General features: G+C 67.2%; 20 protein-coding genes. 10 read left to right on the forward strand and 10 right to left on the reverse strand.

What is annotated here, in order from left to right; all coding sequences use genetic code 11:
* Positions 1-10: 10 nt before the first annotated feature.
* Positions 11-1,456 carry a carboxylesterase/lipase family protein gene (locus tag ACIBCN_RS27825; RefSeq protein WP_396994628.1) on the forward strand — a complete coding sequence of 482 codons (1,446 nt, stop codon included), beginning with the start codon at positions 11-13 and terminating at the stop codon, positions 1,454-1,456.
* Positions 1,457-1,522: 66 nt separating this feature from the next.
* Here ACIBCN_RS27825 and ligA read toward each other — a convergent pair whose 3' ends face one another.
* Both ligA and ACIBCN_RS27835 read right to left on the reverse strand, forming a co-directional pair.
* Positions 1,523-3,514 (reverse strand): NAD-dependent DNA ligase LigA, encoded by a 1,992-nt coding sequence (gene ligA, locus ACIBCN_RS27830; RefSeq protein ID WP_396994629.1) that lies wholly within the window; start codon positions 3,512-3,514, stop codon positions 1,523-1,525.
* Between the two features lie 67 nt (positions 3,515-3,581).
* Complete coding sequence (locus ACIBCN_RS27835; RefSeq protein ID WP_396994630.1) at positions 3,582-4,031, reverse strand: MarR family winged helix-turn-helix transcriptional regulator; 450 nt, start codon at positions 4,029-4,031, stop codon at positions 3,582-3,584.
* Between the two features lie 93 nt (positions 4,032-4,124).
* Here ACIBCN_RS27835 and ACIBCN_RS27840 point away from each other — a divergent pair, with 93 nt between their 5' ends.
* A complete protein-coding gene (locus ACIBCN_RS27840; protein ID WP_396994631.1) occupies positions 4,125-4,859 on the forward strand; it encodes an SDR family NAD(P)-dependent oxidoreductase in 735 nt (244 codons plus the stop codon).
* Between the two features lie 269 nt (positions 4,860-5,128).
* Here the strand turns inward: ACIBCN_RS27840 and ACIBCN_RS27845 are convergent, their stop codons facing one another.
* A complete protein-coding gene (locus tag ACIBCN_RS27845; RefSeq protein ID WP_396994632.1) occupies positions 5,129-6,028 on the reverse strand; it encodes a class I SAM-dependent methyltransferase in 900 nt (299 codons plus the stop codon).
* 447 nt (positions 6,029-6,475) lie between these two features.
* Here ACIBCN_RS27845 and ACIBCN_RS27850 point away from each other — a divergent pair, with 447 nt between their 5' ends.
* Complete coding sequence (locus ACIBCN_RS27850; RefSeq protein WP_396994633.1) at positions 6,476-6,865, forward strand: hypothetical protein; 390 nt, start codon at positions 6,476-6,478, stop codon at positions 6,863-6,865.
* Positions 6,866-7,363: 498 nt separating this feature from the next.
* Positions 7,364-7,681, forward strand: coding sequence for a hypothetical protein (locus ACIBCN_RS27855; protein ID WP_396994634.1), 318 nt, complete (start codon positions 7,364-7,366; stop codon positions 7,679-7,681).
* A gap of 45 nt (positions 7,682-7,726) precedes the next feature.
* Here ACIBCN_RS27855 and ACIBCN_RS27860 read toward each other — a convergent pair whose 3' ends face one another.
* The gene (locus ACIBCN_RS27860) at positions 7,727-8,593 is read right to left on the reverse strand and encodes an oxidoreductase (protein WP_396994635.1); all 867 of its coding nucleotides are present in this window, start codon (positions 8,591-8,593) and stop codon (positions 7,727-7,729) included.
* 75 nt (positions 8,594-8,668) lie between these two features.
* Here ACIBCN_RS27860 and ACIBCN_RS27865 point away from each other — a divergent pair, with 75 nt between their 5' ends.
* Entirely contained in the window at positions 8,669-9,280 is a 612-nt protein-coding gene (locus ACIBCN_RS27865; RefSeq protein WP_396994636.1) for a TetR/AcrR family transcriptional regulator, read from the forward strand.
* 90 nt (positions 9,281-9,370) lie between these two features.
* Here the strand turns inward: ACIBCN_RS27865 and ACIBCN_RS27870 are convergent, their stop codons facing one another.
* The 3 genes from ACIBCN_RS27870 to ACIBCN_RS27880 form a co-directional block, all read right to left on the reverse strand.
* Positions 9,371-10,423 (reverse strand): fatty acid desaturase family protein, encoded by a 1,053-nt coding sequence (locus tag ACIBCN_RS27870; protein ID WP_396994637.1) that lies wholly within the window; start codon positions 10,421-10,423, stop codon positions 9,371-9,373.
* Between the two features lie 229 nt (positions 10,424-10,652).
* Positions 10,653-11,858, reverse strand: a complete 1,206-nt coding sequence (locus ACIBCN_RS27875; RefSeq protein WP_396994638.1) for a glycoside hydrolase family 76 protein — start codon at positions 11,856-11,858, stop codon at positions 10,653-10,655.
* A gap of 100 nt (positions 11,859-11,958) precedes the next feature.
* A complete protein-coding gene (locus ACIBCN_RS27880) occupies positions 11,959-15,837 on the reverse strand; it encodes a hypothetical protein (protein WP_396994639.1) in 3,879 nt (1,292 codons plus the stop codon).
* A gap of 208 nt (positions 15,838-16,045) precedes the next feature.
* Here ACIBCN_RS27880 and ACIBCN_RS27885 point away from each other — a divergent pair, with 208 nt between their 5' ends.
* A complete protein-coding gene (locus ACIBCN_RS27885; protein WP_396994640.1) occupies positions 16,046-16,639 on the forward strand; it encodes a hypothetical protein in 594 nt (197 codons plus the stop codon).
* Positions 16,640-16,780: 141 nt separating this feature from the next.
* On the opposite strand, the gene ACIBCN_RS27890 is transcribed toward ACIBCN_RS27885, so the two are convergent.
* Both ACIBCN_RS27890 and ACIBCN_RS27895 read right to left on the reverse strand, forming a co-directional pair.
* Positions 16,781-17,614, reverse strand: coding sequence for an MBL fold metallo-hydrolase (locus ACIBCN_RS27890; RefSeq protein WP_396994799.1), 834 nt, complete (start codon positions 17,612-17,614; stop codon positions 16,781-16,783).
* A 1-nt stretch (position 17,615) separates the two neighbouring features.
* Positions 17,616-18,179, reverse strand: coding sequence for an ester cyclase (locus ACIBCN_RS27895; protein WP_396994641.1), 564 nt, complete (start codon positions 18,177-18,179; stop codon positions 17,616-17,618).
* Between the two features lie 114 nt (positions 18,180-18,293).
* On the opposite strand from ACIBCN_RS27895, the gene ACIBCN_RS27900 reads away from it, so the two are divergent.
* Positions 18,294-18,986, forward strand: coding sequence for a TetR/AcrR family transcriptional regulator (locus ACIBCN_RS27900; protein ID WP_396994642.1), 693 nt, complete (start codon positions 18,294-18,296; stop codon positions 18,984-18,986).
* 94 nt (positions 18,987-19,080) lie between these two features.
* On the opposite strand, the gene ACIBCN_RS27905 is transcribed toward ACIBCN_RS27900, so the two are convergent.
* A complete protein-coding gene (locus ACIBCN_RS27905) occupies positions 19,081-19,530 on the reverse strand; it encodes a hypothetical protein (RefSeq protein WP_396994643.1) in 450 nt (149 codons plus the stop codon).
* A 44-nt stretch (positions 19,531-19,574) separates the two neighbouring features.
* Here ACIBCN_RS27905 and ACIBCN_RS27910 point away from each other — a divergent pair, with 44 nt between their 5' ends.
* From ACIBCN_RS27910 to ACIBCN_RS27920, 3 genes are all read left to right on the forward strand, one after another.
* Positions 19,575-19,892, forward strand: coding sequence for a WXG100 family type VII secretion target (locus ACIBCN_RS27910; RefSeq protein WP_396994644.1), 318 nt, complete (start codon positions 19,575-19,577; stop codon positions 19,890-19,892).
* A 5-nt stretch (positions 19,893-19,897) separates the two neighbouring features.
* Positions 19,898-20,191: a WXG100 family type VII secretion target gene (locus ACIBCN_RS27915; protein WP_396994645.1), complete on the forward strand. Its 294-nt coding sequence runs from the start codon at positions 19,898-19,900 to the stop codon at positions 20,189-20,191.
* Between the two features lie 159 nt (positions 20,192-20,350).
* On the forward strand, positions 20,351-20,797 hold the full coding sequence (locus ACIBCN_RS27920) for a hypothetical protein (RefSeq protein WP_396994646.1): 447 nt from the start codon (positions 20,351-20,353) through the stop codon (positions 20,795-20,797).
* Positions 20,798-20,802 lie beyond the last annotated feature (5 nt).

A 20,802-nucleotide genomic window follows, 5' to 3' on the forward strand; every position in this document is an offset into this window, starting at 1 on the left:
GCGTTTCCCGATGCCTGAATATCCAGACCCGGTCGTTGACACTCCAGCGGGCGCCGTGCGCGGCGGTCGCGACAAGTCCGGTGAGTTCTTCCGTGCCATCCCGTATGCGGCGGCCCCGACCGGTACCCGCCGTTTCGCGCCGCCCACGCGGCATCCGGGCTGGTCCTATGTCCGCGACGGGACCCAACCGGGGCCGACGGCTCCCCAGCCCGCTCGCGATTTCGGCAAGCTCGACATGATTCCCTACTTCGGACCGGGCTGGGTGCGGGGCGCGGAATACCTGACGGTCGATGTCCGCACGCCTGCCGCCGACAGCGGCAAGCGTCCGGTGATGGTTTTCGTGCACGGCGGCGGGTTCGTCACCGGCTCGACCCGCGCCGCGCTCTACGACGGCAGCGCCTTCGCTCGTGACGGTGTCGTGCTCGTGACGGTGAACTACCGCCTCGGGATTCCCGGTTTCCTCGATCTGGAAGGCGCTCCGGCCAACCGGGGGCTGCTCGATGTGCTCGCCGCGCTCGGTTGGGTGCGCGACACGATCGAGACGTTCGGTGGGGATCCGGAGAATGTCACGATCTTCGGGCAGTCCGCTGGTGCCACCCTTGTCGGCGCGCTACTCGCCGCCCCGGCGGCCAAAGGTTTGTTCCGTCGGGCGATTGTCCAAAGCGGTAATGGCACAGGTGCTTTCACGCCGGAGCAGGCGCAGCGGGTGACCGCGGTGGCGGCCGCCGCGCTGGCGGTGGAGCCGACGGTCGAGGCGTTCGCCGCGATTCCGGACGAGCGTTTTCTGGCGGTACTGCCTGCTTTGAGCGGCTTGGATCTGCGCACCGGCACCGCGACGGATCCGCTGGTCGGTCTCAGCCCGTTCAGCCTGGTACTGCCCGTTCAGCCTGCCGACGGTCTGGCCGACGGCCCGGCCGGCGATGTCGACTTGCTGATCGGCACCAATACAGCGGAGGGGCGACTCTATGTCGTGCCCGCGGGCACCTTGGAGTCCACTACCGAGGCTGATCTACTCGCTGTCGCCGGCCGCGTGTACGCGGAGCCGAAGACCGCGGTCGCCGAGCTCCGCGCACAACGGCCGGATGCCGTACCGGGTGAGCTGCGTGCCGAAGTTCTCGGTGAGGCCCTGTTCGGGGCCGGTACGACGCGGATGGCGCAGGCGCACAACCGGATTTCGGGTGGCCGCACCCACGTCTACTCGTTCGGGTTCCGCTCGACAGCGCTGAACGGGCGGCTCGGCGCTGCCCACACCGTCGAGTTGCCCTTCGTCTTCGATGCGGTCGACGACCCGTGGCTTCGCGGGGACACCGGCTTGCTCGGTCCCGGCGATGTCCCGGTAGGCCTCGCGACCCAAATGCATGCCGCCTGGGTGGCTTTCGCGAAAACCGGGGACCCGGGGTGGGTCACCTACGACCCGCGACGGCCGGTCGTGCAGGTCTTCGCCGATACCCGCTGACGCCGCCGTCAGCGCCGTACCGACCCCGCCGGAACCCGCGCACGCGAGATGTGCGGCCCGGCGGGGCTAAACGACCTTGGCGGCGATCAGTAGGTTCCAGATCTCGCCTTGATCGACGACCTCGACGCCGAGCTTCTCCGCCTTGGTCAGCTTGCTGTCGCCGACGCCCGCGCCGGTGATGAGCATGTCGGTGTTCGCCGAAACCGAGGAGGCCGCCGTCGCGCCCGCCTGCTCGCACAGGCGTTGGAATGTTGGGCGAGCGACCTTTTCGCCGGAGCGTGGGTCACTGATGGCGCCGGTGATCACCACCGTCTTGCCTTCGAGTGGCGCCCCGGCGGCGATGACCGGGGGCAGGTCTTCCTCGCGTACGTCGAGGGAGACCCCGGCCGCGCGTAGCCGCTCGAGTTCCGGACGCAGGCGGGTGAGGTGCGCGACCAAGGAGGCGGCGACCTTCGGTCCGATATCCTCCACCGCTACCAGACGTTCCTCGCCCGCGTCGGCGACCTCTTCCAGTGAGCCGAATCCCGAGCGGGCCAGCCGGGCGGCGGTGCCGTCGGAGGCCATCGGGATCGCCAGGCCGATCAGCGCACGGCGCAGGCCGACCTGGCGGCTGGCGTCGATCGAGTCGATCATGCGCGCGGCGGAGACCTCGCCGATGCGGTCGAATTCGAGCAGGCGCTCCTTGGTGAGCGTGTAGAAGTCCGAGGGATTCTCCAGGATGCCCGCCTCGGCAAGGCGTTCGATCCACACGCCACCGATGGCGTCGATGTCGGCCGCCGCCCGCGACGCCCAATGGATCAGCCTGCGCACCGTCTGCGCGGGGCAGGCGACGTTGGTGCAGAACAGTTCTCGACTGTTGCCCTGCTCGGTCACCGGCTGCTCGCACGAGGGGCACCCGGTGGGTGGCACGATCTCCAGCTCGTCGCCCGTGCGTTTGGCGGCATCGAGTACGCCTGCCACGAACGGGATCACGTCACCCGCGCGGCGCACCAGGACCGTGTCGCCGACCTTGATGTCGCGGGCCTTGATCACCTCTTGATTGGCCAGCGTCGCCTTCGTCACCGTGGTGCCGCCGACGAATACCGGCTCCAGCCACGCGACCGGCACGATCTTGCCCGTCTTGCCGACGTCCCAGATCACCTCGCGCAGCAAGGTGGTCTTCTCCTCGGCGGCGAACTTGAACGCCAGCGCGCCGCGCGGCGAGTTCGACCGAGTTCCGGCCGCCGCGTAGGCATCTCGGTCGGCCAGGCGCAGCACCGCACCGTCGAGGTCGTAGTCCAAGTCGTTGCGGCCCTGCTCGATCGCGGTGATCGCCGCCTGCGCCTGCGCGGCGTCGGCGCAGTGCCGCATCTGCGCGCCCGCGATCCCGAGCGCCCGCAGGCCCTCCTCCAGATCGACGGCGGCATCACCGGTGGCGGTATCCAAGTCGAAGCCGAAGAACTGCAGGCGCCGCTCGGCGACGGTGGCCGGGTCTTTCGCCCGCAGCGTGCCCGCCGCGGCGTTGCGCGGATTGATCAGCGGCTTGTCCGGATGTGCGGTGTTGTAGGCGAGGAAGGTCGAGCGCAGCATCACCGCCTCGCCACGCACCTCCACCCGGCCAGGGACGTCGATCCGCTCGGGGATGCCGTCGACCAGCGCGCGGACCAGCATGGTCACGTCGTCGCCGGTGGTGCCGTCGCCGCGGGTCACTGCACGGGCCAGCCTGCCGTCCTCGAAGACCAGGGCCAGGGACAAGCCGTCGAGCTTCGGCATCACCACCACCGACTGGCCGGGGAAGCGGTTGAAGAACGCCTCGACCTGCTCGGGCTTGGTCGCCTTCTCCAGCGACAGCATCGGCCGCGAATGCCGGATCGGGGCGTGCAGCACCGCGGGCGCGCCGACCTGCTCCAGCGGATTCGGGTCCGGCGTGAGGTCGGGGTGCGCCTCGATCAGGGCGCGTAGCTCGTCCTCGATCGCGTCGTAGTCGGCGTCCGCGACCAGCGGCGAGCCCTGGTAGTAGGCGTCGCGCAGCGCCACGATGCGGTCCGCGAGCTCTTGGATATGTTCCCCTGTTTCCACAGCACCAGACGCTACCGATACCCACCGACACCCGCGCGCAACGACGGGCGGATGCCCGAGATCAGCGCTACTGGTTCGCCACGATCACGGTGTGCAGGTTGTTCTTCAGCTGTTCGGCGGCCGGTCCGCGGAGCGCGGCCAGGAACTGCCGCTCGCACTCATCGATGAGGCGCGCGCCGCGCCGCAACATATCCCGTCCCTTCTTGGTGAGGATGACGGTGTTCTTGCGGCGATCACCGGGATGCGGCCGTCGCTCGACCCAGCCCTGTGTCTGAAGTCGGTCGATCAACGCGACCATGGTCGTGCGGTCGATGCCGAGCAGCTCCGCGACGTCTTTTTGGGAGTGACCGTGCTGCTCGTCCAAGCAGTTCAGCGCCGCCCACTCCTGCGGGGCGATGCCGAGGGGCTCGAGTTTCGTCGACGTCAGTTCGCCGTATCGCAGGGCTGCGTGTTTCAGCAGATACCCCAGCCGGGGGACTTCGCCGTCATCAGGCGTCGGGTGGTCGGGGTTCGGCACGGCATAACCATATACGTTTCTGATCGTCAGTATTACTGATGATCAGATACTATGACGAGTACTATCCATTTTCGTTGCTACCGAAGGTGTTTCATGTCCAAGACAATCGCAGTGTTCGGCGCGGGCCCGGGCCTCGGCCAAGCCGTCGCGCACCGCTACGCACAGGACGGTTACGACCTGGTGCTCGTCGCCAGACGCTGGGAACCGCTCGAATCGTTCGCCAAGGAGTTGGGTGCGACAGCGCACGTCATCACCGCCGACCTCGCCGACACCGATGCCGTTCCCGCACTGGCCGCGCGGATCCGCGCCACGGTCGGCGATCTCGACGCGTTCTACTACGGGGCCGCCGCCGACGGGTTCGTCCCGGTGCTCGACCTGACGCCGCAGCGCGTCAAGGACCTCATGCCACTCGGCGTCTACACTCTGCTCGAACTGGTGCGAGAGTTCTTGCCTGCCATGCTCATTCGAGGGGAAGGCGCGATCCTGAGCGCGCAGGGAGCCAGCGCCCTACAGGGGAATCCGCGCGTCGCGGGCGGGCTCACCCTCGCCGCGCAACGCAACTATCTCCAGGCGTTGCATGCCGAGGTGGCTGAGAAAGGCGTCTATGTCGGCGGCCTTTACATAGGTGCGGCCATCGAGAACAGCGCTTGGCACACCGAGATGGCGCGGGCCAAGGCCGCGGGCGAGCCGTTCTGGGAAGTGCCTACCGTGGACCCCGCCCATCTCGCCGACCTGCTGTGGAATATGCACCACGGCAGCGGCGAAGCGGACGCCCGATACCCCGCGCTCCCGCCGAGCTACACCGGGTCCGGCACGTACGGCAGGTGACGGGGTGGCGCTATCACCCGAACGCGCACGGCCGTCGGCCCTGCGCCTGTCCGGGGTGCTGGGGCGCGGGGAATTCAAGGCCGCCGACCTCCGCCGCCGACTCCCCACTGCTGGCCCGGTTGGCCGCCGACCCCGATTCCGACGTGCGCGATGCGGCAACGCGACCATAGCGGTCGTGGATCTGTTGGCGGACACGGCATTCGGGCGGCCCGCCGGGCCCGCTGAATGCGATCGATTCGCTGCGGGCGGTCGGATGTGTACGGACTACGTCATGATGTGTGCGGTTTCGCGACCGTCACCCAGCGCGAACTGTGGAACATCGCCGCGAGGGGTTCGGGGATCGGCGGCAGTTCGCGGTGGTAGCGGGCCGCCAGTTCGGGCACCCTCGCCGGGTTCGCCGACCAGCCGCGGGCGGCGAACCAGTCCTCGGGCTCGATGCGGTGGTCGGTGTAGAACAGCTCGCTCAAGTCGATCTCGGCCATCGGCGAGTTCTGCGTCTGTTCGCCCTGATGCTCGGTCACCTGATCGAGGTTCTGATAGTTGCCGATCCAGTCGAAGGCCAGCTGACTTCCGGGCGCCGACAGCTGCGTGACCTGATCGAACAGCCCCTCTTGCGCCACGCCGGGCAGATACGGCAGCAGACCCTCTGCCAGCCACGCGGTGGGTGTGGACGCGTCGAAACCCGCGTCGGTCAGGCTGGTTGGCCAGTCCTCGCGCAGGTCCACGGGGACCTCCCGCCGATCCGCCGACGGCCGCGCGTCGTTGTCGATCAGCACCCGGCGCTTGAATTCGAGCACCTCGGGCTGATCGAGTTCGAACACGACGGTGCCCGCGGGCCACGGCAGCCGGTAGGCGCGTGCGTCCAAGCCCGCGGCCAGAATCACCGCCTGGCGTATTCCATCCTCGGCGGCCGCGCGGAAATGGTCGTCGTAGAACTTGGTGCGCAGGCCGATCATGCCCGAGCCGAGCAGCCAATCATCCTGGGCCGCAGGGCCTTCGAGCATGGCGATCATTCGCTCATGGCCGGACGCGCGAACGAAGTGCGCGGCGTACTCGTCGCGCACCAGCGGGTCGGGTTTGGCGGTCTCCATGGCCCTGGCGGCGGCGATGCCGAGTGCGGTGGCACCGACACCGCTCACGATGTCCCAGGAATCTCCCTCAGCGCGCACGGCATTCCTCCGATCAGAGAACCAGCTGTGGCACGGTGCGATACGGGCCCGCGGCCACGGCGTGACCTTATGTCCGCTGACCAAACTACGCCCAACTGGAATCAACTCGGTGTGGCTTCGATGTCTTTCGGCATCGGGATCGCGCACGGCGGTGGGGCGGGGATGCGTTCGAGCACATCGACGGGACAGTCTCGACTGCTCCGGCGTGACGATCCGCGGCCGCGGATACCGAGTGGGGAAGGGGCAGAAAACGCGCGCGGCGGTCCTGAGGGAGAATGAGGGTCGTGAGTGACGCACTAAAGATGAAGTTCGGAGATCAGCTCGGGGTATCAACGGTCGTGGCGTCGGCGGGTGCCACGGCATTCGTCGGCTGGTAGCTCGATGTCGGAGCGGGACGAGCCGGGACAGGGATCCTTGCCTGGGCCTGGTGAGAACAGGTTTGACGCGGTGGAACGTTTACGTAGGAAGCTCGAAGGACTGAAGGCGGCCGAGTCCGATCGCGCCGAGGAGGGGGAGTCGAAACTGATCCGGCTGCCGCATCACCCGCGGCGCATGACCGAGGATGCCGCCGAGCGTCCCCGCAAGACGTGGCGTTCGGAGGGCGGCTCCGCCTTCGACGCCCCACCGACCCGGCCGGTGACGCGATCAGAACTGCAGGGTGAGACAGGTGCGTGGCCGGCCGACGCGGGCTCGCAGGACGATCAGGGCGGCGTCGGGCAGGACGCGAGCATTATCGATTTCGGTGCGTCACGGCGGAAACGAGCCGGTCGCGACGCCCCGGCCGCAGGCATTCGGCGCATGGCCAAGCCGCGCAGAATTGGACCCGACACACCGTAATACGGTTGGTCGCGCCAATCACGCAGACCAAAGCCCCATCCCGCGAACGCAATCCGCTGACGGCGCTTCGCATCTTTGAGAAGATGGTGCGGTTGTGGACGAATCGCAATCGGCCGGGGGGATGGGCTTATGCCGCATACAGATCCGATCAACTCGCACGCTGCCCGCCGGACCAGACTGTCCTCGATTCTGACAACGGTCTTGGTCAGCGCCGTCGTTGCTGCCATCGTCGCGGGTGGCGTTGCGCCGCGCGCCGCCGATCCGGCACGTTCGACGAACGTCAAGTCGTGGTGGCCGTGGAAATGGTCGTGGATATGGCGATGGTCCTGGGAATTCAAAGTGGTCGTGGGGGCGGCCGATACAAAACAACCCCCTTCCTGAGTCGGTCCGGATCATTAATTTGTTCGAGGACGACAGTCCACGTCACGGGTTGTTTCCAGTAACAAGTGCGACGCGTATGCGATGTGTTCCAGACAATACCTATTCAGGAGGTTCGGAATGCTATCTGCGAAACGGCTCACTGCCGGCGCCGCCGTTGCCACCGCAGCCGCGGCCGCTGTGCTCGCTGGTGGTGGCGTTGCCCAGGCTGATGTACCGGTATGGCAGGCCAACTGTCACGTGTACAACATCTTCAATACCGGCGGGATGTCCAATTGTGAGCTGCCGACCTGGCATCAGGTAAAGCTCACCTGCGTTGCGTGGCCCGTCCCCTTCACCTACTGGAAATACGGCCCAATTCAGTACGGGCAGAATCAGTCCTGGGCCAGTTGTGACTCGCTGAACGCGATGGTGGGGATCGAGGTTATTCAAGCGTAGGTCGTGCACTATCGCGTTCATCGAAATGCGTTGGTGCCTGCCTGCTCAACCCGGCAGTTGCGCGCCCTCGGCGAAGTCGGTGGTGCGCGAGAGGTCGGCCCACTTATCGATCTCGGCGTCGACGGCCGCTCGGCCGGCTCGTACCAGGCGCAGGGCGTCGGAGCCGAGTACCAGGTGGGCCGGCGGGTCCGCGGCGTCGATGACCGAAAGTATTGCGGCCGCGGCCTTTTCCGGATCGCCGAGCTGATTGCCGTCGGCGGCTCGACGGTGGGCGCGCACCGGATCCATCAGCTCGTCGTAGTCCGGGATGGAGCGGTCGGTGCGGATCATGGACCGCCCCGCCCAGTCGGTGCGGAACGAGCCGGGCGCGACGGCCGTGACGTGGATGCCGAACCCGGCGACCTCTTTGCCGAGCGTCTCGAGGATGCCCTCCAGGGCGTACTTGCTGCCGTGGTAGTACGCCAGGCCGGGCACAGTCATCAGCCCGCCCATGGAGGTGATGCCCAGAATGTGGCCCGAGCGCCGCGCGCGCAGGTGTGGCAGCACCGCCTGAATGGTGGACACCGCGCCGAAGACGTTGACCGCGAACTGGTTTCGCAGTTCGGTCAGCGGTGATTCCTCGAATACCCCTTCGTGGCCGTACCCGGCGTTGGCGATGACGACGTCGATCGGGCCGACGGTGGCTTCGATGTTGTGCACCGTGTCCAGGACCGCCTCGTCGTCGGTGACGTCGAGAATGCGCGCGATGGCGCGGCCGGCATGCAGTGCTCGGAATTCCGCGGCGTCCGCTTCGTGCCGAACCGTCCCCACCACCACGTGGCCGTCCTGGATGGCCTTACGTGCGATGGCCTGTCCGAGGCCGGAGCTCACGCCGGTGATGAGGAAGGTCTTGACGGCTGTTCGATCGGTCATGGTCGAGAATCTACACTTTGATAGATAAAATCGACACTGTGTAGAAAATAATCGCCCCGAGGTAGAGTGAGTGCCGTGCCCGAGACCGGAACCACCCGCCGCCGCACCGCGCCCACCAAGGGAGATCAACGCGAGCGAGCCATTCTCGACGCCGCCGAAGAGCAGTTGAACACCCTGGGATTCGATCGGATGACGATCGAGACGATCACCAAGGCCGTCGGCATCACCCGGGGTGCGTTCTACTTCTATTTCGGCTCCAAGAACGCGGTGCTGGCCGCCTTGGTCGAACGAACCGTCGCCACGCTGCGCGCGGAGATCGAGGCCGCCGACGGCTCGGGCGAACCGGCGCTCGCCCTGCGCCGCAGCGTCGGCCAGACCCGCGACATGTGGCGCGACCACGGGGATGTCATGCGCGCCGCCGTGGAACTCAGCCCCACCGTCGAGGCCATCGGCGCGAGCTGGCATTCGGCCGTCGCGGCGATCCGCGACATCACCCAGGCCATCGCCGAACGCGCCGGGCTGCCCGATGACGACGGACCGACCGGCGCGCACGCCGTGACGACCGCACTCGTGTGGATGACCGAGCGCGCCTTCTATCAGGCGTCGAAAACGGGAATCTCACTCGACGACACCGCGGCGACGCTCACGCATCTGTGGCTCAATGCCCTGGGGCTGCGTTCCCGGTAGCAGTGCTGCGATACCCACATGCTGATAGCGCCTGGGCACGCAACGCCCAAAGACGTACGCGCCGAGACAGTTTCGGCGCCGAACGCGGGTTCAGTCGGCGGCGCGGATCGGCGCGCCGACGTGGTGCAGGTGCCGCAGCGCCTCGCCGTAGGAGGCGATCAGCCCGGTCTCGTGGTACGGCACGCCGATTTCGGCGCAGTAGTCGCGGACGATCACCTGGGCGTGTCGCAGATTCGGTGTCGGCATGCTCGGAAACAGGTGGTGTTCGATCTGATAGTTCAACCCGCCCAGGGCAATGTCGGTGAGCACGCCACCCCGCACGTTGCGTGAGGTCAGCACCTGCCGACGCAGGTAGTCGGGGCGGTCGTCGCCGGTCAGGGTCGGCATGCCCTTGTGGTTCGGGGCGAAGATGCAGCCCATGTACAGGCCGAACAGCGCCTGGTGCACCGCGAGGAACGCGACGGCCTTATCGGCGGGCAACACCGCGAACAGCGCCGCCAGATAACCGGCGAAGTGGCCGAAGAGCAGCGCACCCTCCAGCACGCGCCGTTTGACCGACCGATTCCTGAGCGCGCGCACGCCGGCCACGTGGAGGTTCAGGCCCTCCAACAAGAGCAGGGGAAAGAACAGGAACGCCTGCGCCCGGCCGATGAGGCGAGCCAGCCCATGGCTGGCCCGCGCCTGCTTTTGTGACCAGACCAGAATGTCGGGCGCGACATCGGGATCGAGCTCCTCGTGGTTCGGATTGGCGTGATGCCGAGTGTGCTTGTCCTGCCACCATCCGTAGGCCAAGCCGATGCCCGCGTTGCCGACGATCCGGCCGACGATCTCGGTCGGCCCGCGCAGCCGGAAGACTTGGCGGTGCGCCACATCGTGCATGACGAGGGCGACCTGAGCGAACGTCATCGCCATGCCCGCCGCGATCAGCAGCGTCCACCACGAGTCGCCGACCAGGACGAACGCCACCCAACCGGCGACGAACGCAAGCCCGACGAGGCTGAGCCGAACGGCATAGTAAACGGGACGTCGATTCATCAGTCCCGCCTCGGAGATCCGGCGCAACAACCGGGCGTAATCACCGTCGGCGGCGCTGCGCCGCGGTGACCGTGGAGCTGACTCTGGGACCAAAGCCGATGTCGTCATAGATCTTTCCTGAGCGCTGAGTCGGAGATACCACGTCAGTCCGTCCTCGATGTCGATCGGAGATCTGACCCAGCGGGGAGTGCTCGGCGCATCAGGGCGAGGAGACGATGTCGATACGCCCGACGTTATCGGCCGATGTCTCGTTCCGGGTAATCCCTTGGTATGAGGCGGAATAGGACTCCGGTGTGATATCGGCTCGGTCAGCCCCCGCGCCGCGCGGAGACTCGCCTCAGCGTCCCGCGGCGCTGAGCTGATAATCCGCCTCGAGCAGCATCCACCCGCTCAGCTGCACCGAGAGATCGCGGCTCAGATTCGCCGACGATGAGGCGGGCGAGACGGTGAGCTGGGACAGGGTTCCCGGCAATTCCGGCACCGTGACCGGGCGCGACCAATCCGGACCGAACAGCGGTAGTCCGTCCACCTCAGCGCGGTTTTTCCAGGCGGCCCGCGCGGAGGCGTGCACGATGTCCGCGGCGGTGGTGTCGCCCAAGGCCAGTGCGGCTTCGGCGAGATATCGGGCGAGGATGCCCATGAACAACCCGGAGTCGTCCCCGGCGGCCGCGGCGATCACCCCGGCGTGGGTGAGCCTGTCGCCGGTGGCGGCGATGAGTTCCGCCGCGCGCTTGCGATGGCCGGATTCGCCGGTGCGCAAAGCCAATTCGGTTTCCAGCCCGATGGCGACGCCCTGGCAGTAGGTGAGAAGGGTCGCCTCGATTCGTCCGCCGGGTTCATGGATACCGTCGAGGATCAGGCCGCTGGCGGTGTCGCGCAGCCGCGTGTTCAGGAACTCGGCGAGTTCTCCGGCGCGGGACAGCTCGCCCAAACGGGCCATCGCGATACCGGTCGGACCGATCGCGGGGGTGTTGTAGTACTCGTCGCCCGCCCGCCAGGGCACCGCGCCGACGTCCGGGTTCCAGCCCTCGTTCAAGCCGGCCTTCAGCTCGTCGAGCGCGCCGCCGAATCGGACGCCGAGCAGCCGGTCGGCGCGTTCGAGGGCCAGCACCAGCCACGCCATATCGTCGTAGTACCGATTGGTCCAGCCGGTGAGGTTGCGGGTCCGAATACCGTTCGCGATGGAGACAACCAGGTCGATGCGTTCGGGGGTGCGGGCGCGGTACGCGGCGTCCACCGCACAATCGAGCAGGTGGGCTTGCCACCACATGCACCAGCGCACGAACGACTGGTCCAGCAGCGACCCCGGCCAGAGCAGCATGCCGAGCCGCATCTGCGGCCGACCCCACAGCGTGCGCACGTGCCGCTGCACGATCGCCTGTTCCGCCAGTTCCGCGCGCTTCCCCGGCTCGGCCGGGCCCGCGGACACCCGCCGCGTGATCGACATCGCCTGCGTCGGCTCCGCCATCACGGTGAGCGCGATCGAAGCGCCACCCGCCACCAGCACACTGCGCCGGCTGATTCCCTTGTTCCGGCGATCCATCGCTCGGACTCCCTAATTGAAACGACCACCGCAGCCGGAAATCATGCAGCAACATTCTATCGTGCGACGCCAAGCGCGGCGCGCCGAAGAGCAGCGGCGTTCAGCGGCAAGGCGGGTGATATGGCAGGTCAGGGAGGTGGATCTGCCATTGCGGTTGCGTGATCGTGCCGTGGGTTATCTTGCAGATCCGTTGCGCGGCATGGTCGGTTTCGAGATCGAACAGGAGAACAGTGTCGGCGTCGGCGGTGGCGGCCAACGTATGGGTGTCGGGGCTGAAGGCGAGCTCGATTGTCGCGTCACCGTGCGTGGTCAGCAGTTGCCCCGATGGTTCGGGTCGTACCGGGCTGGCGACGTTCCAGAGCCGGATAGTGTGGTCGGTGCTCGCGCTGGCGAGGTTTTTGCCGTCTGGGCTGAAGGCCAGGGTGTTGACGCCGTTGGTGTGGCCGGTGAGCACTGCTATCGGTGTGGGTTGGCTCGGGTCGGTGATGTTCCAGAGTCGGATGGTGTGGTCGATGCTCGCGCTGGCCAGCGTGTGTCCGTCGGGGCTGAAGGCCACAGCCATGACCCGGTTGGTGTGGCCGGAGAGTATCGCTATTGGTGTGGGCTGGTTCGGATTGCTGACGTTCCAGAGTCGGATGGTGCGGTCGGTGCTCGAGCTGGCCAGAGTCTTACCGTCCGGGCTGAATTCGGTGGCGGTGAGGTAACTCGTGTGGCCGCTGAGTAGTCCGAGCGGTGCGGGGTGCGCCGGGTCGGCCACGTCCCACAGTTGTGCGGTCTTGTCGTCGTGCCCGATGGCTAGAGTTCGTCCGTCCGGGCTGTATCCGAGGAAGCTGGCGTCTCTGGTATTCAATGCCAGCGTCGGCCCCCGGAGCGTCGGATGGGCCGGGTCGGTGACGTCCCATAGCTGAACGACTCTGGCGTAGCTGAGGATGGCGAGGGTTCGTCCGTCCGGGCTGAACCGCGCGAAAGTTCTACAGTTACTACACGATTGCAGGTAGCCCGGTGCGGCTGGGATGCGTCCGACCGGGGTCGGCTGCACCGGGTCGGTGGTGTCCCACAGTTGGAAAGTGTTGTCCTCGGCGCCGGTGGCGAGCAGCGTGCCCCGGGGGTGGTAGGAGATCGAATTCACCCCGGTGCGGTGGCCGATCAGGACAGTCGACGGCAGGGACCACAGTCGGACCGTACCGTCGGCACTGCCGGTGGCCAGCGTATGCCCGTCCGGGCTGAAGCTGACGGTGAAGACGGTGCTGTTGCCGTCGGCGAGCGGCGGGCCCACTTGTGCGGCATGTGCTGGGTCGGACACGTTCCACATCCGTGCGGTTCCGTCGTCGCCGCTGGTGGCCATCCGAAGGCCGTCGGGGCTGAACGCTACCGACCAGACTCCCGCGGTGTGGCCGGTCAGCGGCTGTCCGACGGGGATCGGGCCTGCGGGATCGGCCACCTCCCACAGCCGGACTGTTCGGTCGCTGCTAGCGGTGGCGAGCAGGCGACCGTCGGGGCTGAAAGTCACCGAATGCACGATGGCGGCGTGACCGGTCAGCGCGGCGCCCAGGCGCTCGGCATGGTTTGGATCGGAGACGTTCCAGAGCCGGACAGTGGTGTCGTCGCTGCCCGTGGCCAGGGTGTGGCCGTCTGGACTGAACGCCAGCGAGCGCACCGGCCCGGTGTGACCGGTCAATGGCACACCGGCAGGTATCGGGTTGGCTGGATCAGCCACGTTCCACAGCCGGACGGTGTGATCGTCGCAGCCGACCGCCAGGGTGCGCGCATCGGGGCTGAAGGCCACCAGATAGATCGAGCCGCCGCCGGCCGCGAGCGGCGTGCCTAGGGCGACTGTGTGTTCGGGGTCGGACACGTTCCAGAGTCGGATGGTGCCGTCGTCGCCGGTCGTCGCCAGCGTGTGTCCGTCCGGGCTGATCACCGCCGAGCTCAGCCAGCCGGTGTGGCCCCTCAGCGGCTGGCCGATCGGTCGCGGCTGAGTCGGGTCGCGGACGTCCCACAGCCGTGCGATGCGGTCCTCACCGGCGCTGGCCAGCGTGTGACCGTCGGGGCTGAACGAGGTCAGATAGATCGCACCCTCGTGCCCGTGTGCGGAAGCGGCCAACGGAATGTTCTGGGTGGCGATGAGTCTGTTGCGGCTGTCCGGATCGTTCGGGCGGCTGCGCGCGGCGACCAGATCCAATTGCGCCGCGAGGGACGGCTCACGCTCCGCCAGACGGTCGGCCTCGGCCAGCACATTGCGATAGACGACGTCGTCGCGCTGTTGCAGAGCGGTCGATCGCTGTTGCACGGCGACGAACGCGGCGACGCTGGCCAGCACCGCGAAGACAACGACAGCGGCGGTGAGCAGACGGGTGAGGCGAGCCCGTCGATCGGACCGCGCCTGCTCGTCGATGCGCGCGCGCACGCTGGCCTGCAGAAACGACTTCTCCCGATCGGCCATGCCGGGGCGGCCGGTGCGGGACCACGCGGACGCCTGAGCCAGGCGGACTCCCTGATACAACAGCGTCGGATCCCGGTTCAGCGATACCCACGCCGCGGCCGCCTCGGCCAACTGCCGGTGGGTGCGCAGGCCGTCGCGGTCGTCCTCCAGCCAGGTTTGCAGGCGTGGCCAGGCCCGGATGAGAGATTCGTGGGCGAGTTCCACGCCGTGCTCGGTCGTCGTGACCAGCCGCGCGACCGTCATCCGATCGAGGACGGCCCGCGTGACATCGTCGTCGAGTTCCGCGTAGTCTGCTCGGCGTTTGGTGTCCTCGGTGCCATCGCCCGGGGAAATCAGCCGCAGCAGTAGGTGTTTGGCGACCACGCGCTGTCGGTCGTCGAGCGCGGTGTAGAAGGTCTCGGCAGTTTGGGCCAAGGCACCGTCGACCCCGCCGACGCTGTGGTACCCGGACAGGGTCAACGTCGTGCCGCGGCGCCGCCGCCACGTTTCGAGCAGTGCGTGCGAGAGCAACGGCAGCGCGCCCGACTGCCCGGCGGTAGTCGCGATCAGCGCCGCCAGCAGCGGACCTTCCACCACGCACCCGGCTTGCGCGGCCGGACCGGCGATCGCCTGCCGGAGCTCGTCGACGCTCATCGGACCGACCGGCACCTGGGCATCGCGCAGGGCGGCGACCAGGCCGGGGTGGGTGGTGAGGCGGCCGTAGAAGTCCGCGCGGACGCCGATCACGACCCGGCAGCGGCTGGTCGGCGCCTGCGCCGCGGCCAGCAGCGCATCGATGAACTGCTCTCGCTCCGCGCGATCGTGGCAGAGGGTGAACACCTCTTCGAACTGGTCGACCACCAACGTGAGCTCGGCCTCGGCGGGTTGGTCGGCGAGGGCTCGGCGCACCAGCCGGTGCAGTCCCTGGGGGTCGGCGATCAGATCCGCGTGCACGTCGCCGGGGGTGTGGCCGACGAGCGTGGACAGCGTGATCGCGCACTCTGCCATCGGGTGGGGGCCGGGCATGAATACCAGCGCTGGCCGCGGCGGCGTCGCGTCCTGGCGGAGGTGAGCGACGAGACCCGCGCGCAGTAGCGAGGATTTACCAGAACCGGACGCACCGACGACAGTGAGGAATCGATGGCGGATCAGTTGTGCCAGCAGGTCTTCGATGAGGTTGTCGCGGCCGAAGAAGCGGTCTGTGTCCTGTGGCTCGAATGCTGCCAACCCGACATACGGTGCCTGCCCGTCGTTCGGGAGGGCGGGCGGTGGCTCCTTGGCTGCGGCGAGTTCGGCAGCCAGCGCTCGCCAGCGCTGGTCCCATGCCGTCACGTCGCCGTCGCATGCCCGCACGTACGCCAGCGTCACGGCGAGGCTCGGCAGCTTGCGGCCGGAGGCGGCCTCGGACAACGCCGCCGCCGAATAGTGTGCCCGCCTTGCCAACTCGCGGTAGGTCGGCCCGCCCGCCTTCGCTCGCAGGCCGCGTAAATCCATCGCCAACAGGCACAGTTGCCCGTCATCCCCGTCGAGCAGACGTTCCGAGCGTGGCACCGTCACCCCCTCCACATCCCACACCGTTGTTCAGCAATTGTTGTTCAGCGCAACGAGATCGACGCTGAACAACCAATCCGGGCTAAAACTAGCCCAGTCCACACCGCAAGACCTTCAGGGGAATCCCCACTTGGAGATGGCCGCCGACGTCGTCGACAGCCTTCGGGAGGGGAGTGGGCTGAGGTTCCGAGCCCTCGACGTGTGTCGAGGTGCGATGTCGATCATCAGCAAGGAATTCACGATGAATCTGTTGTCCAGAGTCAAGACAGTCGCGGTCGCATCCGCTCTCGCCGCGACGGTGCTGTCGATGAGCTCCGTACCCGCTCAGGCCTCGCCTGGCGGATCGGCGCCGGGTGGTAACGGCCCGAGCGCCGCGCAGTTACGCAATACGGATTGTCCAAACAGCAGCCCGCTGATCACCTATCGGGTCCACGTGCAGGACTATGGCTGGATGGGCCAGTCCTGCGACGGCTATGTTGCCGGCACGACCGGCGAATCCAAGCGGATCGAGAAGCTCGAAGTGCATGCGAATATCGGCTATCTCTGCCTCAAAGGCCACATCCAGGACCAGGGCGACGATCCTTATTGGAGTTGCCAAAACGGGGCCGCCAGCGCGGTAACCGGAACTGAGGGGCTGGGCCGACGCCTGGAGGGCGTTCATATCTGGATTGCCGATTCCCCGCCGATCTGTGCGGAGGCCCATGTGGAGGGCGACGGATGGCAGGAGGCGAGGTGCGGCACCGATATCTGGGTGGGCACCTCGGGGCAGGGCAAGCGGATGGAAGCCATAAAGATCTGGAAGCAGTAAACGGCTCGGCGTAGCCGAACTCGTTTGCCGCCGAGGAGATCCGGTGCGATTCGGGCTCGGAGTGGGGCTGGTTCCCGCCATCGAGCACGAATCGCGCCGGAACCGTGCTACGGCAGTCCGGCGCCGGATATGTCTGCGGCATTAGTCATTTGGTTGGTGCAGTCGATCCGGATGGTTGTGATCGGCTGCGTCGAATTGCTGGGCGCGGCGGAAGAGGACGGGGTCGTGGGCGTTGACGAGCAGTAGGTCGGGTACCGGGGTGGCCCATAGGTCGGCGAGGCGCTCGTGGTTCGCCTGGACGGCGGACATGTCGTGGGCGACAAGGCGTTCCATCGCCGTCAGTGCTCGGGGCACCTGGCCGGTGCCGTCGATCTGCCCTCGGTGGTAGAACGCGTCGCCGGCGTGCAAGATCCATCGCTCGCCGAGGTCGACGGCGACGGCGGCGTGGCCGCGGGTGTGCCCGGGCAGGCTGATCATGACGAGGCCGGGTGCGATGTCGGTGAGCTCTTCGGTGCCGGCGAAACCGCGCCAGGGCTCGCCGGGTGTGTGCGGAACGCAGGTCGGGTGGTGGTCACGGTGCGTCGGCAGATACCGGCCCTTTTCGACGAAACCTTGCGGGTGCAGTGCCGCGTTCGCTTCGATCGCGGTGAGATGGACTCTGGCCCAGGGGAAGTCGGCGAGACCACCGCTGTGGTCGGCGTCGAAGTGGGTGAGGACGATGTCGCGGACATCGCGCGGGTCGAAGCCGAGGCGTTCGAGCTGCCGGATGGCGGACTCGTTTTCGTCGAAGCGCGGCCGGACGAAGAAGCGGCTCGGCCCGAACCGGGCAGCCGGATCGGCGACGTCGCGCAGGCCAAGTCCGCTGTCCACCAGCACGAGGCCGGTGTCGGTTTCCACGAGCAGGACGTGGCAGACCAGGCCCTCGGGGGTGCCGAGCGGACGCATAGTGCCGCAGTTGAGGTGATGAACTTTCATCTCACGCATCCAGATTCGGTGGTGTGGTGCTGAGCAGGCGCGGATCCGGCGGGGCGCCCGCGGTGGCGACGGCTCCGGCGGTCGCTCGGGCGAGCGTGAGCAGGTCGCGGGGGTTGCGTTTGTCCAGCCCGCCCAGCAGCTGTTTCAGGACGGTGAGCTGGTCGAAGTAGATGCGCTCGATCGCCAGGTTCTCCTGCTCGTCGAACACGAAGTAGGCCGTCATCCTGGTTCGATGGGTCGAGCCGGTCGGCGGGATCTTGCCGAGCGGACCCAAATGTGTTCCGAGCAGCCAGAATTCCACGACCACCGCGTCGTGGCTGTGGCGCAGGGCGATGATCTCGTGGTCCTGGTCGGGAAAGGCGCGGCGGGTGTCGTGGTAGTAGCCGCGGACCTCGTCGTCGCCGTCGTGGACGACCATCGGGGCGATCAGCTCGTAATGCGGGTGCGGGAAGGTGGAAAGCGTTGCGTCCCAGTCCTGGAGCACCTCGTCGTGGAAATGGTCGAGGACAAGTTTCTCCCGTGCGCGCAGGATGTCTTCGGGTGGCAGGGTGAATCGGGTCGACATCGGTGACTCCTGGGGTACGCGGGTGGGCTTCGATATCCACAGCGTGGGTTTACGTACCGCCGACAATATACCCACGGTGTGGATTTAATCAACGGGTTGCGGCATCATGACCTCATGACCAGCCATGTTCCAGCAGCGCGCCGAGGGCGACCCCCGAAAGGTGCCGGCCAGCTGACCCGTGCGGGGATCGTCGAAGCAACCCTCGCCGTCATCGGCAGCGAGGGTGTCGGCGCGGTAGGTGTGCGGCCGGTCGCCCGAGTGCTCGGAGTCGACCCGAAAAGCTTGTACAACCACGTCGACGGCAAGGATGGCCTGCTCGACGCCGTCGTCGAACATCTCCTCGGCTCGATCGAATTACCGTCGCGCAGTGGTGATCTCCGCGTCGATCTGCGTGCCATCGCGGACGCGTTCCGTCGTCGCGCGCTCCTGCATCCCTCGGCCGCGGTGCTGGTACTCACGCGGCAATTGGGATCGATAGAGGGATTGGCACCGACTCAGGCGGTCCTGGAGGTGCTGCACGCCGCCGGTTGCCGGCCGGAGCAGGCGGTCCATCTGTTGCGCACCGTGCTGGCGACCCTCGTGGGTACTCTGCTGCGCGAGGTGAACGCGGGCCCCGCCTACGGAACCGACGACATTCCCGGTATCGCCGCGCGTCGAGCGACGCTGGAGCAGTCGGGGCTACCTGCCGTCGTCGAGGCGGCTCCATACCTGGCGCGATTCGACAGCCAAGCGGAATTCGATTTCGCGATGGATCTGGCGCTCGACGCGCTCGTCGCGCGCATCGACGCTTCCGCCTCGAACAGCTGAACCCTTTGTTTCATAACATGATTCGTGCCGGGGTCGGCGCGACATCGGGGGCGTTCATGTGCGGCCTCCCTGCGGCGGAAGTGGTTCCGGCGAACTACTCCGCAGCGCCGGCCCGCATATCCCACAACCGGCGGCCGACCGCGGTCGCATGCGCTCGCTCCATGTCGATGTCGAGCGCGTCCTCGCTCACGCGGTACGGCACAACGATGTCGATCGCCTGCCCTTCGCGATGCTCGAGCGTCACCTTGATCGCGTCACCGCGGACAGGCGTCAGCGCGTTGACGGCGAAAACGGTTGCCCGTGAACGCAGTTCGGTGCCGTCGTCGGGGAGTTCGAGCCGGGCGCGGATCGCGTCCTCGGTCGTGGCGGCGCCGGGCTCGCCCAACGCGCGCAATGCGCGCGCCCCACCCCGGTCGATCACCAGCATGAACGGTGCGAAACTTCCGGATTCTCCCAATGTGTCGGCGGCCGCACTTATACTTGCCTCGAACAGTGTGTCGAGGTCGTCGCGGGTTTGCGGGGAGGCCGAATCTCGCCAATCCAACTGTTCACTCCGGGGATTTCGTTGCTGATGCGGGGAGGCAGAGCATGGCAGAACAGATCTTACAGGTCGAACCCGGCCAGTTGCAGCACGGCGCAAGCCGATTCGACGAACATCATGGTGACCTGTCCGGCGTCGTGGCCGACATCCACCGTGGCCACGAGCAGTTGCAGGAATCGTGGTCCGGCGCGGCGGCCGGCACCGTTCACGAGGCGTGGGACGACCTGCATCCACAGATCCGCACCCACGTCGACCGGATCGCCACCTGTGCCGCGCACCTGAGTTCGGCCGCGACCGTCTACCAGCGCACCGATTCCGGCAATGCGTCGGACATCGTCGGCACCGCTGCGCAGCGGAGGGTCTAGCGACGATGGCGCATCGATACGATCTCACCGCGATGGACCGGTTCGTCACCGACCTGGACGGGCACATCCGACGGCTGGAAGGCATGCGCGAGGCCGTTGGACAGTCGGCCGCCGCCATCAAACCCGATTTCGTCGGGGCGGGCGGCGACGGCTTCGACACCGCCCATGCCGGTTGGCAGTCCGAGTGGGGCGAGCACCTCGACAATTTGCGCGCATTGCGCACGCAGGTGCACGCCGCGCACGCCAATTATGCCGAGGCGGAACGGCTCAATCGCGAGATGTTCGGCTTCGCGGGTTAGCCGGTGAGCGCCCGGTATATCGCGGCATTCGCGTTACTGGTCGTCCTGACCGGGTGCGGGAGGTCGACTGGCCACCCGCTCGCGGAGCCTACGAGCCAGGTCGCGTACTCCTGCGATGCGGCGAAGCCGAGTGGGCAGATGTTCGTCCGGGAGCCCAATGTGCGTCAGCCCTTCCGGATTTCGCTGCCCCGGCTGGCGGGGTGGGCCGAGAATCCGGTGTCGACCGGCGAACTGTCGGTGGTTCGCCGCGATGGCGCCCGGTTCGCCCTGGTGTCGGCGATCGCCGGCGAGGCGCCGCACCGCGACGACGAGGCGAACGCGACCTATCTGGCCAGCCTGGCCGGCGTGCCGAACACCAGCGGCTGGCACCAGCGAGCCGGTCAGCGTGCCCAAGTGTGCGGGCATCGCGCCGTCGCCATCGACGGAGAATTCCAGCAACCGTATCTGTATGAATCGGAATCATTTCTGGGACTTGTCATTCCGTGCACCGGGACAACCGCCACGGTTCAGCTGTCCGGGTTGGTGCACGGCGCGACCTCGGCGTTCGACGACGAGATCGCGACGATCATGCGGAATCTGCAAGTCGGGACCTGTGTGAAGGAATAGACGTC

The organism is Nocardia sp. NPDC051052, from assembly GCF_044456045.1.
In the GTDB taxonomy this organism is placed as follows: domain Bacteria; phylum Actinomycetota; class Actinomycetes; order Mycobacteriales; family Mycobacteriaceae; genus Nocardia.

What these genes read in the sequence shown, in the direction of transcription:
- ACIBCN_RS27825 (WP_396994628.1), top strand. Translation starts at nt 11, where the DNA reads ATGCCTGAATATCCAGACCCGGTCGTTGACACTCCAGCGGGCGCCGTG.
- ACIBCN_RS27840 (WP_396994631.1), top strand. Translation starts at nt 4,125, where the DNA reads ATGTCCAAGACAATCGCAGTGTTCGGCGCGGGCCCGGGCCTCGGCCAA.
- ACIBCN_RS27855 (WP_396994634.1), top strand. Translation starts at nt 7,364, where the DNA reads ATGCTATCTGCGAAACGGCTCACTGCCGGCGCCGCCGTTGCCACCGCA.
- ACIBCN_RS27860 (WP_396994635.1), bottom strand. Translation starts at nt 8,593, where the DNA reads ATGACCGATCGAACAGCCGTCAAGACCTTCCTCATCACCGGCGTGAGC.
- ACIBCN_RS27870 (WP_396994637.1), bottom strand. Translation starts at nt 10,423, where the DNA reads ATGACGACATCGGCTTTGGTCCCAGAGTCAGCTCCACGGTCACCGCGG.
- ACIBCN_RS27875 (WP_396994638.1), bottom strand. Translation starts at nt 11,858, where the DNA reads ATGGATCGCCGGAACAAGGGAATCAGCCGGCGCAGTGTGCTGGTGGCG.
- ACIBCN_RS27885 (WP_396994640.1), top strand. Translation starts at nt 16,046, where the DNA reads ATGTCGATCATCAGCAAGGAATTCACGATGAATCTGTTGTCCAGAGTC.
- ACIBCN_RS27890 (WP_396994799.1), bottom strand. Translation starts at nt 17,614, where the DNA reads ATGAAAGTTCATCACCTCAACTGCGGCACTATGCGTCCGCTCGGCACC.
- ACIBCN_RS27895 (WP_396994641.1), bottom strand. Translation starts at nt 18,179, where the DNA reads ATGTCGACCCGATTCACCCTGCCACCCGAAGACATCCTGCGCGCACGG.
- ACIBCN_RS27900 (WP_396994642.1), top strand. Translation starts at nt 18,294, where the DNA reads ATGACCAGCCATGTTCCAGCAGCGCGCCGAGGGCGACCCCCGAAAGGT.
- ACIBCN_RS27910 (WP_396994644.1), top strand. Translation starts at nt 19,575, where the DNA reads ATGGCAGAACAGATCTTACAGGTCGAACCCGGCCAGTTGCAGCACGGC.
- ACIBCN_RS27915 (WP_396994645.1), top strand. Translation starts at nt 19,898, where the DNA reads ATGGCGCATCGATACGATCTCACCGCGATGGACCGGTTCGTCACCGAC.